At 72.1% G+C, this 14,271-nt stretch carries 7 protein-coding genes; 5 read left to right on the forward strand and 2 right to left on the reverse strand.

Translation table 11 applies throughout. From position 1 onward, the window contains the following. Positions 1 to 32 precede the first annotated feature (32 nt). Positions 33 to 3,269 (forward strand): ATP-dependent helicase, encoded by a 3,237-nt coding sequence (locus RAC81_RS00110; protein ID WP_375080405.1) that lies wholly within the window; start codon positions 33 to 35, stop codon positions 3,267 to 3,269. Then, complete coding sequence (locus RAC81_RS00115; RefSeq protein WP_375080406.1) at positions 3,266 to 6,763, forward strand: UvrD-helicase domain-containing protein; 3,498 nt, start codon at positions 3,266 to 3,268, stop codon at positions 6,761 to 6,763. Before RAC81_RS00110 ends, RAC81_RS00115 begins: the two co-directional genes overlap by 4 nt. Here RAC81_RS00115 and RAC81_RS00120 read toward each other — a convergent pair. After that, positions 6,709 to 8,094 (reverse strand): phosphotransferase, encoded by a 1,386-nt coding sequence (locus RAC81_RS00120; RefSeq protein ID WP_375080407.1) that lies wholly within the window; start codon positions 8,092 to 8,094, stop codon positions 6,709 to 6,711. The two genes, RAC81_RS00115 and RAC81_RS00120, sit on opposite strands and share 55 nt — an antisense overlap. Before the next feature lie 64 nt (positions 8,095 to 8,158). Here RAC81_RS00120 and nudC point away from each other — a divergent pair, with 64 nt between their 5' ends. Both nudC and RAC81_RS00130 read left to right on the forward strand, forming a co-directional pair. Beyond that, on the forward strand, positions 8,159 to 9,055 hold the full coding sequence (gene nudC, locus RAC81_RS00125; protein ID WP_375080408.1) for an NAD(+) diphosphatase: 897 nt from the start codon (positions 8,159 to 8,161) through the stop codon (positions 9,053 to 9,055). Continuing rightward, entirely contained in the window at positions 9,052 to 10,773 is a 1,722-nt protein-coding gene (locus RAC81_RS00130; protein WP_375080409.1) for an ATP-dependent helicase, read from the forward strand. Before nudC ends, RAC81_RS00130 begins: the two co-directional genes overlap by 4 nt. A gap of 815 nt (positions 10,774 to 11,588) precedes the next feature. Here RAC81_RS00130 and RAC81_RS00135 read toward each other — a convergent pair. Further along, positions 11,589 to 12,995 carry a zinc-dependent metalloprotease gene (locus RAC81_RS00135; protein ID WP_375080410.1) on the reverse strand — a complete coding sequence of 469 codons (1,407 nt, stop codon included), beginning with the start codon at positions 12,993 to 12,995 and terminating at the stop codon, positions 11,589 to 11,591. 116 nt (positions 12,996 to 13,111) lie between these two features. Here RAC81_RS00135 and RAC81_RS00140 point away from each other — a divergent pair, with 116 nt between their 5' ends. Next, on the forward strand, positions 13,112 to 14,206 hold the full coding sequence (locus RAC81_RS00140; protein WP_375080411.1) for a PDZ domain-containing protein: 1,095 nt from the start codon (positions 13,112 to 13,114) through the stop codon (positions 14,204 to 14,206). Positions 14,207 to 14,271: the final 65 nt, after the last annotated feature.

Consider the following 14,271-nt stretch of genomic DNA (forward strand, 5'->3'; position numbering starts at 1 on the left):
CGATGTCGGCGCGTCGCAGTAGCGTGGAGGACATGACAGAGGATGCCGCGCAGACCGCCGTGATCGGCGCAGATGCGACGGCATCCGGCATCGTCATCGGTGCGCCGGGGACCGGGAAGACGCGGGTGCTTATCGAGCGCGTCGTGCATCTCCTCGGCACCGAGGGCCTGCGACCGGAACACGTGCTGGTGCTGACGCCGAGCCGTCAGGCGGCGACGTCGCTGCGCGATCGCATCGGCGTGCGGATCGGGCAGGCTACCCCCGGTCCGCTGGCGCGATCGCTCGGGTCGTTCGCCTTCCAGATCGTGCGTGGCGCCATGGTGCATCAGGGCGAAGAGCCGCCCGCGCTGCTGACGGGAGCAGACCAGGACCGACTGATCGCCGACCTCCTCGCCGGCGATGCGGAGGACGAGCACATCGACTGGCCGGAGGCGCTGAGCGCGTCCGTGCGCGGATCGCGCGGCTTCCGCTCGGAACTCAGGGCCTTCCTCGCGGAGTGCGCCGAGCTGGGTGCGCAGCCCGACGACCTGCGTCGCGCCGGGGATCCGGTCTGGACGGCCGTGGCCGACTTCCTCGTGGAGTACCGCGCCGTGCTCGACCTCGCCCGTGCCGCGCACCGCGACGCGGCCGACCTGCTCACCGAGGCGCGCACGATCCTGCAGAGCGCAGGCGCCGCAGAGCTCGGACCGCTCGCCGATCTCCGCGTCGTGCTCATCGACGACGCCCAGGAGCTCACCCGAGGCGGCGTGGCGCTCGTGCAGGCGCTCCGTGAGCGGGGCGTGGCCGTGCTCGCGTTCGGCGACCCCGACATCTCCTCCGGCGCGTTCCGCGGTGCGACGCCCGAGCTGTTCGCGCAGCTCGCCGCCACGCTCGGCGGGGTGCACGTGCTCGACGCCCCGCACCGTCAGACGCCGCCGCTGACCGCACTCACGCGGACCGTCACACAGGCGATCGGCGCATCGGGTCGCGTCGATCATCGGCGTGCGCCCACACCGCCGCTCGACGGCGCGGAGGAGGAGGCGTCGGTCTCTACCTTCATCGCCCCCTCGCCCTACGAGGAGCTCGATCGCATCGCGGGCGTCATGCGCGAATGGCATCTGGTCGACGGCGTGGCGTGGGATCGCATGGCGGTGATCGCGCACGACACGCGTCAGGTCGCGCAGCTCGAGACCGAGCTCGCCGCACGCGAGATCCCCACCCGCGCCGCAGGCGTGCAGCGCCCGCTCGGCAGCGAGTCGGCGGTGCGCGACATCGTCGGCGTCGTCCGCCTCGCACTGACGCCGGCCGAGGAGCGCACCCCGCAGGAGTGGGAGGAAGCGCTACGCACACCGTTCGGCGGGATGGACGCGATCGGTCTCCGGCGGCTGCGCGCGCGACTCCGGCACGTGGAGCTCGAGCAGGGCGGATCCACGCCGGCCAGAGAGCTGCTTCGCCAGGCGTTGACGGCGCCCGACCACTTCACGCTGATCGATGCGGCGGAATCGCGTACGGCCGCGAGGTTCGCGCAGACCGTCGCCGAGGTCGCGGAGGGAGCCGCCGAGGGTGAGACGATCCACGACCTGCTCTGGCGGGTCTGGGATCGCGCGAGGGCGGTGGACGGCAGGTCGCTGCAGATCGCGTGGCGCGAGATGTCGATGCAGGCGAGCGGTGCCGAGACCGCCAGGGCCCTGGACGCACTCGTCTCGCTGTTCGGCGCGGCGAAGCGGTTCGTCGAGCGCACGCCGAACGAGCGGCCCGAGGTGTTCGTGCGCGACATCCTCGACAGCGAGGTGCCGGAGGACTCGCTCTCGAGCCCCGATCGACCGGGCCGGGTGACCCTGCTCACGCCGGCCACCGCGCTCGGAACCGAGTTCGACGCCGTCGTCGTCGCCGGGGTGCAGGACGGCGTGTGGCCGAACGTGCGTCTCCGCGGCGGGATGCTGCAGACCTGGCGGCTCGCCGAGGCGCTGCTCGCCAGGCGTACGGGCCGCGCCGAGGAACCCCCGGGCGTGCTCGATCGCCGCCGCGCGGCGCTGCACGACGAGTTGCGTCTCTTCGTCAGGGCGATCTCGCGGTCGCGACGTCGGCTGCTCATCACCGCTGTCGACGACGACGACATGACCCCGAGCCCGTTCTTCGCGTTCCTTCCGCCGCCGCTGCCCCCGGCCCAGCACGCCTCGGCAGAGCATCCGCTCACACTGCGAGGTCTCGTCGCGCGGCATCGGCGGGTGCTCACGACCTCCCACTCCGCGACAGCACGGATCGAGGCCGCATCCCAGCTGGCGGTGCTCGCCCGGGAAGGCGTACCCGGCGCCGACCCGTCCGAGTGGTACGGGGTCACGCCGCCGTCGACGGACGCCGGACTCCGCGACCTGGCGGCGGAGGGTGCCCGGGTATCGCCGTCGCGCCTCGAATCGTACGAGGAGTGCGGTCTGAACTGGGCCGTCTCGGCTCTGGGCGGAGATACCGTCATGCCGCCGACCGCCGGCATCGGCACGATCGTGCACGAGGCGATGGAGAAGTCGCCTGAGGGTGATCTCGAGAAGATGCGCGCCGTGCTCGCCGAGCACTGGCCCGAGCTCGACTTCGAGACGGAGTGGATCGGGCGCAAGGAGCGGCGCCGCGCAGACACCCTCATCGACCGGCTGCACACGTACCTCCATGATGTCCGCCGCGACGGCGGCCGCGAGATCGCGAGCGAGGTGGAGTTCCGCTTCGCCGTCGACATCTTCGCGAGCGACGACGAGATCCCCGCGGTGCATCCCGTCGGCGATGCGCAGGGCGATCAGGCGATCATCCACGGCTACATCGACCGCGTGGAGCTGTATCCGCCCGGTGCGGGCGATCATCCGCACGCGCGAGGGCAGAAATGGCAGCCCATCGCCGCAGTCGCCGAGGCCGACGATGCGCGGCGGGAGCGGGTCGTCGTGGTCGACCTCAAGACCGGCAAGTCCGATCCCGAGTCCGACCCGGGTGTGGTCGAGCACGCCCAGCTCGCGGCCTACCAGGTCGCGGTGCAGCAAGGGCTCATCCCGGATGCGCCCGCCGATGCGCTCGCCGGGGCTCGGCTGGTCGTGGTCTCGAAGACCCTGGCCAAGAGCGACTACCGCATCGCGCATCAGCACACGCTCGACGACGAGGCCAGGACCGCGTTCCTGCGCCGGGTGGGGGAGGCCGCGCGCGGCATGTCGGCGTCCAGCTTCACCGCCCAGGTCGAGGCGCACTGCGCCGACACCCAGCGCCGCATCAATCCCTGCCGCATCCACACGGTGCCGGCGGTGAGCGCATGAGCCTGATCGATGCGCCGCGCGCGACCGCCGAGTCGTGGCCGGGTACCCTCGGCATCTCGGCGACCGACGTGGCCGCGGCGCTCGGACAGCCGTCGCCGACGCCCGCGCAGCAGCGCGTGATCGAGGCGCCGCCCGCACCGGCGCTCGTGGTCGCGGGTGCGGGGAGCGGCAAGACCGAGACGATGTCCGGCCGCGTCGTGTGGCTGGTGGCGAACGGTCACGTCCGCCGCGACGAGGTGCTCGGTCTGACCTTCACCCGCAAGGCGGCGGGCGAGCTCGCCGAGCGCATCGGCACGCGGCTCGCTCTGATCGACGAGTACGGACGCCGCGGACTGCTGCCCTTCCTCCCCGAGATCGTGGCGACCGGCGCGCTGCAGCGCGTCGATGCCGCCGCCTCCGGTCGGCAGCGCGACGTCGTCCGCTCGCGGGTGCTCGACGAGCTCGCCGACGCGTACGGCACAGGGTGGGATCCGGCGACACCGCGCGCCGCGGAGGAGCTGATGATCCGCCCCCGCGTGTCGACATACAACGCCTTCGCCGACGGCATCGTGAGAGAGCACGCCGCCCGCATCGGTCGTGACGCCGACGTCGCGATGCTGAGTCAGGCCGCGTCCTGGATGCTGGCGCGCGAGGTCGTGCTGCGGTCCGACATCCCCGAACTCGAAGAGATCGACTTCGCGCTCGGCACCGTGATCGACGCGGTGCAGCGGCTCGCCGGAGACGTGCTCGACCATCGGGTGGACCTCGATCACGCGGTGCGGATCGCGAGGGAGCAGGCCGAGGCCTTCGCTCCGTACCGGGGCACGGCCGCCGTCGAGACCGCCGCGACGAACCTCCTGAGTCTCGGGACCCTCGCGCAGCTCGTGCGCGACTACATCGCGGAGAAGAGCCGACGGGGGGTGCTCGACTTCGCCGATCAGGTCGGCGGGGCGTACGACATCGTCGAATCGGCGCCCGACGTCCGCGCCGAGCTGCGCGAGCAGCATCGCGTCGTGCTGCTCGACGAGTACCAGGACACCTCGGTCATCCAGACCCGGTTCCTCGCCGAGCTCTTCCGTGATTCCGCGGTGATGGCGGTCGGCGACCCGCACCAGTCGATCTACGGGTGGCGCGGGGCGAGCGCCGACAACCTGTACGCGTTCTCGGGCGCGTTCACCGGCCGGGACGAGTCTCCGGCAGCGACCTACAGCCTCATGACCAGCTGGCGCAACGACAGCCGCATCCTCGACGTCGCGAACCGCGTTCTGGAGCCGCTGCAGCGGCCGGGGCTCGACGTGCCTCCGCTGGAACCGCGGCCGGGGGCGGGGGAGGGTGCGGTGCAGGTGCGCTTCCCCTTCACCGTCGACGACGAGGCCGCCGAGGTCGCCGGATGGTTCGTCGAGCGGCGGGCAGCACATGATCAGGCAGCGGCGGGTCGTCCCCACACCGGTGCGATCCTGTTCCGCTCGAAGCGCCACATGCAGACGTTCGCGGCCGCTCTCGCCGCGCGCGGCGTGCCGCATCGCATCCTGGGTCTCGGAGGACTGCTCGCGACGCCCGAGGTGGTCGACGTCGTGTCGACGTTGCGCGTCGTGCACGATCCGACGGCCGGGTCCGCCCTCATCCGGCTCCTCACCGGACCGAGGTTCGCGGTCGGCGTCGCAGACATGGCCGCGCTCTACGATCTCGGCCGCACACTCTCCGAGCGCGACACCGGGATGATGCCGCTGCCGGAGGAGGTGCGCGTGCGCCTCCGCTCCTCGCGCGGCGCCGACGAGGCCGTGTCGATCATCGACGCGGTCGACGTCGTGCGCGCGGTGCGCGACGACTACCGGCTCATCGCGGGAATCAGTCCCGAGGGGCGCTCCCGCATCCGCGCCGCTGGCGAGATGCTCGAACGGCTGCGGCGCGCGTCGTCACAGCCGATCCCCGAGCTCGTCCGCCTGATCGAGCTGGAACTCCGGCTCGACATCGAGCTCGCGGCCAACGAGACGCGGGGGCCGGCGCGGGTCGCGGCGACGCAGCTCCGAGCGTTCGCCGACGAGGTACGGGCCTTCCTCGCCGCCGACGAGCGCGGCACGATCGGCGCACTGCTCGCCTGGCTCGACAAGGCCGAGAGCACCGATGAGCTCATGCCGCGACCCGAACCCCCTGAGCCGGGAGTCGTCCAGCTGCTGACGATCCATGGGTCGAAGGGTCTGGAGTGGGATGCCGTCGCCGTCGTGCGACTCGTCACCGACGAACTACCCGGCCGCGTGTCCGACACCTCGGGATGGTTCGGATTCGGCGTCGTGCCCTTCGCCCTGCGCGGCGACCGCGACGCCCTGCCGCGGTTCGACTGGGACCCGGCGGCGGCGATGGGTGACGAGACCGACCCGAAGAAGCGGCAGGCTCTCGCGCAGTCGTCGCTGTCGGGCGGCGTGTCCAAGGCGAACCCGCAGGGCGGTGCTCTCAAGCGCTTCAAGGACTCCTATCGCGACTACCAGCAGCAGGAAGAGCGCCGCCTGGCCTACGTCGCGGTCACGAGGGCGCGCACCGATCTGCTGCTGACCGGGGCCCACTGGGCCGGGCAGAAGTCGCCGCGCGTGCCGAGTCCTTTCCTCGTCGAGGCCATGGACGTGCTCGGCCTCGACGCGATCGAGCCGGTGGACCCGGATGACAACCCGTACGAGGGGCCCGGCGCCACGCTGAGCTGGCCGCTCGATCCGCTCGGCGCGCGCCGCCCGCTCGTCGAGTCCGCTGCGACCGCCGTCCGGTCCGCTGCGGCCGACGATCCGGTCGCGAGTCCTGAGCTGGCCCGTCTCCTCGCCGAGCGCGAGGCACGCCTGCGCGGCACGGCCGCTCAGCCCCCCACGCGTGTGCCTGCATCGCGGTTCAAGGACTACGTCACCGATTTCGACGCCACGATCTCGTCGATCGTGCGCCCGATGCCCGAGCGGCCGTACCGGCAGACGAGGCTCGGCACACTCTTCCACGCCTGGGTCGAGCGGCGCAGCGAGCTGGTCGGCGTCGGCACGCGCGTCGAAGAGGCGCTGTGGGAGCTCGATGAAGACGACCCCGCCGCCGACTCGCCGGGCGACGTGTCGCCCGCGGACGCGGCGGATCTGCAGACCCTTCAGCAGATCTTCGAGCGCAGCGAATGGGGCGGGCTGGCGCCGATCGCCGTCGAGATCGAGATCGACTTCGCGCTCGGCGGAGCACCGGACGACGACGGCTCAGGACACATCGTCATCTGCAAGCTCGACGCCGTGTACCGCCGCGCGGACCGCGGGGGCCGGATCGAGATCGTGGACTGGAAGACGGGCAAAGCACCCCGCACGGCGCAGGAGCGCGAGGAGCGGATGCTGCAGCTCGCCCTGTACCGGCTCGCCTACCACCGTCGGTTCGGGGTCCCGCTGGACGAGATCGACGTCGCGCTGTACTACGTCGCCGACGACCTGGTCATCCGCGGCGACCGCGTCTACTCGGAGTCGGAGCTCCTCCAGCGCTGGAGCGCGGCGCGCGCGGCGCGCTGAGCCTCGTCCTCGGGGGAGTCGTGCGAATCCACGGCAGAAGACCCGTGTGACGAGTCCCGCGACCCGTCGCCGCCGCGGGAGCCGGGGAACCTGTCCCGTACGCCCGACAGATCCTCCGTCTCGAGCCCGCCGACGTCGGCACGCCGCGCGGCTTCAGCGGCGGCGTCCGCCACGGCATCCGAGAGGTCATGGGTGCTGTCGGCATCCGCCCCGCCGCCGTTCGAGCCGGTGTCGCGCCGCCCGTCGTCGCTCGACTCGTCCTGCCACAGCTCGTCGGGGTTGTAGGCGTCGGTCTCCATCGCCGTGGCGCCAGCGGCTCCCGCGCCGGCAGCTGCCGTGGCGGCAACGCGGTCGAGGGCGTCCATGGCCGAGTCGACGCCGTCCGCACGTGCTGAGATCACCGTGAGGTCGTCATGCCGCAGCCCGTCAGCGAGTGCCTCGAGCAGGGCGGCCGCGTCGTCGACGATGTCCTGCCGGTGCAGCGAGTCGCCGTGTACGAGCCAGCGCGCGAACTCGAGCTCCGCGAGCAGCCGGCCGCGCACCTCGAGCGCCGGATCCGGCACGCGGTCGATCGCGCGCGCGTACGCCGCGGTCACGTCGTCCGCGGCATCCGGTGCCGTCGAGAGCCAGGAGAGGTCGACGGCCGGGTCTCCCACCGACAGCGAGTGCCAGCCGAGCAGACCGGTGACCTGAGGCCCGGCCTCGGGGTCGTCGCGGAAGACGAAGGAGGTGGCCTGCACCCCGCCGAGCACGACCGTCGACTCGAAACGCCAGAGGTCGTCGTCGGCGACCGCCTCGCGCCAGCGCACCGTGAGGCGTGCGGGTACCCGTCCGGTCGCCGCGGCCGTGTCGACCAGTCTGGCGATCTCGTCGCGGCTCTCCTGCGCGGTTCGGGCGAGAAGGCCGGCGCTCCGCACGACGGAGGTCGGCAGCGCGTGCACGGCCGCGATCGCGGCGCCCATCGATTCGGCAGCGCCGCGACCCGCCGGCACGTGGGCGGCCTCGATCTGGAAGCCGGGAAGCAGCTCCGTGACGAGCGCGCGGGCATCGCCCAGGCGCGTCTCGCCGATGTACACGGGGGCCTCGAACGGCAGCATCGCGCGGGCTCCGGCGGTCAGGGCTCGGAGAGCGAGCGCTTCGGCGGCGAGCTCGCGACCGGCCTCGTCGTCCTCCGCCACACGGATCGCAAGCTCCCGACCGTCGGCGAGGGAGGCGACCGCGGAGTCGAAACGTCCGTCGCCGTCCGCGGTCAGCGGTCGCGCTCCGGTCACCTCCGCTCCGGGCAGTGCGGCCGTCACCGCCGCGGCTAGAGTGAAAGGAGAGCGTCCCATACCCCCAGGGTAGGCGGGCGCCGGGGCGGTCCCGCCTCCGCCACGCCCGTGAGAGAGGGAGTCGATGACCACGATGCGCGCGTCCTTCGACCGTGCGGCCGAGCTGCGGGCCGAGACAGGTGTGATCGAGCGGCTCCGGGCCGACGACACCACCAAGGTCATCGCCGTCCGCGACGGCCGCGCGCGCATCGCCGGTGCGGATCTCGACGAACCACAGCTTCTGCGCGTCGCCCCCTCCGAGGTCGGCGAAGCGACCTGGGCGCTGCTGGGCCGCGACTCCGAAGACGCGGTCGTGCTCCTCGCGGTCCTGACCCCCGAGGCCGACACGATCGACACCGCCCCGGACGAGACGTGGTTGGGTCTCCGCGATCTCGGAGCCCGCCTCGGCGACGAGGACTCCGAGCTGCTCATCGAGGCCCTCGCCCTCGGTGGATGGCTGCGCGACGCACCGTTCTGCCCGACCTGCGGCGGAGGAACCGAACTCCGTCAGGCCGGCTGGTCGAGGCGCTGCCTCGTGTGCGGCCGCGAGCACTTCCCGCGCACCGACCCCGCGGTGATCGTCGCCGTCGAGAGCGCCGACGGCGAGCGTCTGCTCCTGGGCGCGAACGCCAACTGGGGCGGACGCATGTACTCCTGCTTCGCCGGCTTCACCGAGGCGGGGGAGTCGCTGGAGACGACGGTGCACCGCGAACTGGGCGAGGAGGCGGGGGTGCGCCTCGCGTCGCTGCACTACGTGTCGTCGCAGCCCTGGCCGTTCCCTCGATCGCTCATGCTCGGCTTCCGCGCCGTCGCGCTCGACGAGGCCGAGGTGCGCCCCGACGGCGAGGAGATCATCGACGTCCGCTGGTTCACGCGCGACGAGATCGGCACCGCGCTCTCCGGGCAGGGACCCGTCGGACTGCCGGGCCCGGCATCGATCGCGCGTGCGCTGATCACGGCCTGGTACGAGGGGCGCGCGTGAGCGCGCTCGACGCGCTCGACGACAGGCAGCGGGAGGCGGCGTCCGTGCTGCGCGGTCCTGTCGCCGTGCTCGCCGGCGCCGGTACCGGCAAGACCCGGGTGATCACCCACCGCATCGCGCACGGCGTCGACACCGGCGCCTATTCGCCGTCGCGTGTGATGGCGGTCACCTTCACGGCGAAGGCGGCGGGCGAGCTACGCGGACGCCTGCGAGCGCTCGGGGTCGAGGGCGTCGCCGCGCGGACGTTCCACGCCGCGGCGCTCGCCCAGCTGAACTTCTTCTGGCCGACCCTCGCCGGATCGCCGGCTCCGTCGATCATCGACAACAAGGTGCGGATGCTGGGGCAGGCCGCCGACGCGATGCGCCTTCGTCCGAGCACGGCGACGCTGCGCGACATCGCGTCCGAGATCGAGTGGCGCAAGGTGTCGATGCTCTCGATCGAGAAGCACGCCTCGCTCGGCCGCACGCCCAGCGGCATCGACGCCCAGCAGCTCGTCGAGCTGCAGCAGCGCTACGAGGCGCTCAAGGACGAGCGGCATCAGCTCGACTTCGAAGACGTGCTGCTCGCCTGCGCGGGGATGCTGGAGGCCGAACCCCGCGTCGCCGCCTCCGTGCACGAGCAGTACCGCCACTTCACGGTCGACGAGTTCCAGGACGTGTCGCCGCTGCAGAACCGTCTCCTCGAGCTCTGGCTCGGCGACCGACGTGATATCTGCGTCGTCGGCGACGCGAGTCAGACGATCTACTCGTTTGCAGGAGCCGAGCAGCGCTTCCTTCTCGAGTTCGAGCGACGGCATCCCGACGCCACCGTCGTGCGACTCGAGACGAACTACCGGTCGCAGGCCCCGATCCTCGAGGCGGCCAACGCCCTCATGCGCGGCCGGCCGGGAGCACTGGAACTGATGCCCGCACGCGAGACGTTCTCGGCGGATGCGCCGACCGTGACCGCGTACGACAGCGAGCGCGACGAAGCGGAGGGCATCGCCGCCGCGGTCTCCGCACGTATCGAGGAGGGCGCCTCACCCTCCGACATCGCGGTGCTGTACCGCGCGCACGCGCAGTCGGCCGCTCTGCAGCAGGCGCTCGCCGCAGAGGGGATCGCCACCTCGGTGCTCGGCGGCACGCGCTTCTTCGCCATGCCCGAGGTCCGCCAGGCCATCCTCGCCCTGCGGGCGGCGGCGGTCGCACCGACCGAGCACGGGTTCCTCCCCGGTGTGCAGCGGGTTCTCCGCGAGCTGGGTCTCACCGACGAGCCCCCTGCGGCCGGTGGCGCGCAGCGAGACGGGTGGGAGGCACGACGCGCGATCCTGCGACTCGCCGAGGAGGCCGGACCCGACGAGACGCTGCGCAGTTTCAGCGACGCGCTGATGGCACGCGCGAAGGATCAGCACGAGCCGACCATGCGCACGGTGACCCTGTCGACGCTGCACGCCGCGAAGGGACTGGAGTGGCCGCACGTGCACCTGGCGGGCTGGGCGGAGGGCGCTCTGCCGATCTCGTATGCGACCGGCTTTGACGCGATCGACGAGGAGCGACGTCTCGCCTACGTCGGCGTCACGCGGGCCGCGCGTACGCTCTCGGTGTCGTGGTCGCGCTCAGCCGGCCGAGGGGAACGGGCGCCGTCGCGCTTCCTGGCAGAGATAGGAACGACTGCTCGCGGCACCGGCATTCTTCGTGAAATCTCGCCGGCCGCAGCTCGCGTCGACCGCCGCCGCTGAGTTCCATCACGGCACCGTCGGCTCCGGCGGTGAGGATCGCGGCGACCGCCGTGGCCGCATCCGCGATACGGAGGGCGCTGATCGGCCCCGAGGCACGGCCGATCAACTGCGTGTGCAGCCGCGGCCAGGCGGGATCGCGATCACGCTCGTGGGCGTCTCGGCACGCGAGGCACGGCGAGCTCCCCGGCACCACGAGCGGCCCCACTGTGGTTCTCCCACGCTCCAGCGCCACCGGCAGATGCGGCACGTCGCCGCGCAGGTAGCGTCGGAACTGCAGGGCGGCTGCTGCGCCCTCGACGAGCACGACCGCGATGTCCGCCGTCGAGCGCGGATCGCCCGGCGGCACCCCTTCGTCGAGCAGGGCCTCGCGCAGGCGGTACTCGCACCGCCCGTCGCGGACGTCGATGCTTTCGACCCAGGCGGCTCGATGCACGGCGACCTCGTCGACCAGCAGCGGTTCGAGGCGCGCGTACAGCGCCCTGGCCTCGGCGCGCGGCGCCCCGAGGGAGTGCGCGATCACGTCGAAGGCGGAGCGGCGGAAGCCGGCCGCCATGCGAGCGAGCACGTGCTCGACCCACGGCGCGGATGCCGGGATGCGCAGGGTCCCCTCGAGCCCGACCTGCAGCGTGTCGCCGTCGCGCCAGAGGAGGGGGACGGCGGGGTCGATGCGGGTGATCGTCGGAGTGCTGAGCGGCATCCCTCGATTGTGCGGAGGAATCGGATGCCGGGGCGCCACGATCGCCGTATCGGTGGAGAACTCCGCGAGGCGCCGTTCCGTGCAGGAGAGGCGCCTCGCGGGCGTCACGTCGGGCGGGTCATACGGGGCGGTCGCCGCCGGGGGACTCGTCGTCGTCCGATTCATCGCGCGCGTCGGACGCATCCGGCGACGACTCGCCGAAGTCGTCGCCGTCGAGCAGCCGCGCCAGTGCCTCGTCGAACTCGTCGGCCACGGGCTGCTCGCCCCGGGCCGTCGCCTGCAGCCGGGCGACCAGCGCCGTGGGATCGTCGATGTCCTCCGAGGTCGGCATGAGGTCGGGGTAGTCCCACAGCGCGTCGCGTCCGGCCGCGCCGACGGCATCCGTCACCGCCTGCCACATCGCTGACGCCTCGCGCAGGCGACGCGGGCGCAGCTTGAGGCCCACGAGCGCGCCGAGGGCGTCCTCTGCGGGCCCGCCGACCGCGCGGCGCCGACGCGCGGCCTCCGCGATGCGCGCGCCGTCGGGGAGGCGAGCGGTCGCCTGCGCTGTGACGACGTCGACCCATCCGTCGATCGTCGCGACGAGGTTCTCGAGCCGGGCGAGGGCCTCGCGCTGGGCATCGGTCTGCGTGGGCAGGAGCGCACCGCCCTCGATCGCCGCGCGCAGCTCCTCGGGGTCGGAGGGGTCGAGACGGCTCGCGACGTCCTCGAGCGCGTCCACGTCGACCGTCACGCCGCGGGCGAAGTCGGTGATCTGCGCCATGACGTGCAGGTGCAGCCACTTCGCGTGCCGGTAGAGACGCGCGTAGGCGAGCTCACGGGTCGCGATGTACAGCGCGATCTGGTCGTCCGGGATCTCCAAACCGTCGCCGAAGCCCGCCAGGTTCTGCGGGATCACGGCCGCGGTGCCGGCCGGCAGCACCGGGATGCCGACGTCGCCGCCCGACACGACCTCGAGCGACAGGTTGCCGAGCACCTGGCCGAACTGGGCGGCGAACACCGATCCGCCGAGTCCGCGCATGAGCTTGCCCGCGCCCTGCACCACCTCCCGCATGTCGTCGGGGACCTGGCTGTCGAGCGCCGCGGTGAGAGCGTCGGCGATGCTCGTCGATACCGGGTCGGCGATCTCCTTCCACACCGGGAGGGTCGCCTCGACCCATTCGCCGCGGGTCATGGCCTTGGGCGCCTCGGCGAGCTCGGAGATGGTGGTCGCCTCGCCGAGCCAGAGGTCGGCGAGGGCGAACGAGTCGGCGAGCGAGGTGCGCGACCCCTCGGAGATCCCGAGGCCGTCGCGGTTGGCGATGTGGAGCGCCTGCCGTAGCGCGTTCTCCCAGGCGTCACCGCCGAAGGCGCCCTGCAGTTGCGCCATGATCGTCTGCATCATGGCCGGGTCCAGCTGCAGCCCGTCCATGCCCGAGAACGCGTTGCGAAGCGCCTCGGGGTCGATGTCTCCGCCTCCCTGGCCGGACATCATTCGTCGGAGGAACTCCTGGAAGTCCTCGGGGGTCGGGTCGTTGTCTGCCATCGGGTTCGCCTCTCAGCACGTCTGAAGCCGTGGCATCTACGCTAGTCACAGGATCGGCCGCAAGACCCGGGCATGGGCAGATCGCTGTACGCCGCCCGCGAACGACGGAGGAACCTGTGGATCGAACCCGGTCTGTGAAGCTCGGGCTGGGAGTGTGGGCGCTGATCGTCGCGTTGATCGCGCTCGTCGTACTCACCTTCCTTCCCACGCCCTACGTCATCCAGCGACCGGGACCCGTCTACGACACTCTCGGCACGGCGGTCGGTGCCGACGACGAGCAGGTTCCGCTCATCAAGGTCGAGGGCGCCGAGACGTTCGAGACCGCGGGGACCCTCGACCTGACGACCGTGCAGGTCGTCGGCAACCGCGAGCGCACGCCGAGCTGGTTCGAGCTCGCGCTGGCATGGACCGACCCGTCGCGAGCCGTCGTCCCGATCGAATCGGTGTTCCCCGAGGGGCAGACGAGCGAGCAGCGCGACGAGCGCAACGCGACCCTGATGGTCGACTCGCAGCACGAGGCGACGGCGGCTGCTCTGGGCGAGCTCGGCTACGACACGGGTGCTGCCGTCGCCGTGGTCGAGGTGCTCGACGACGCCCCCGCGGCCGGACGGCTCGAACCTGAAGACGTGATCACCGCCGTCGACGGCACTCCCGTCACGTCCGCGAAGCTGCTGCGCGAGGCGATCCAGGACGCAGCGGGCGACCCCGTGCAGTTGACTGTGCTGCGCGGCGGCGAGGAGCAGACCGTCGAGGTCACCCCCGAGAAGCAGGTCGAGGGAGACGTCACGACCTGGCTCATCGGTGTCACGCTGCGCACCGACTACGACTTCGAGGTCGACGTGACGATCCAGCTCGACAACGTCGGCGGTCCGAGCGCCGGCATGATGTTCGCGCTCGGGATCATCGACACGCTGACCCCCGGCGAGCTCAACGGCGGGAAGAACGTCGCCGGCACCGGGACGATCGAGGCCGACGGCACGGTGGGGCCGATCGGCGGCATCCGTCAGAAGCTCTACGGAGCGCGGGATGCGGGTGCCGACTACTTCCTGGCGCCCGAGTCGAACTGCGACGAGGTGACGGGGCACATCCCCGACGGTCTCACGGTGCTGAGCACCTCCACGCTCGACGAATCGCTCGCGGCGCTCGAGGTGATCGCGGACGGCGGGGACGTCGGGTCGCTGCCGACCTGCGACACCGTCGCGGCGCAGTGACGCCGTGACCTCCCCGTGACAGGAACGACAGCCGCACCACAGTAAGGCGTGCCTAGGATGGAAGG

The organism is Microbacterium sp. CR_7, from assembly GCF_041954755.1.
GTDB lineage: Bacteria > Actinomycetota > Actinomycetes > Actinomycetales > Microbacteriaceae > Microbacterium.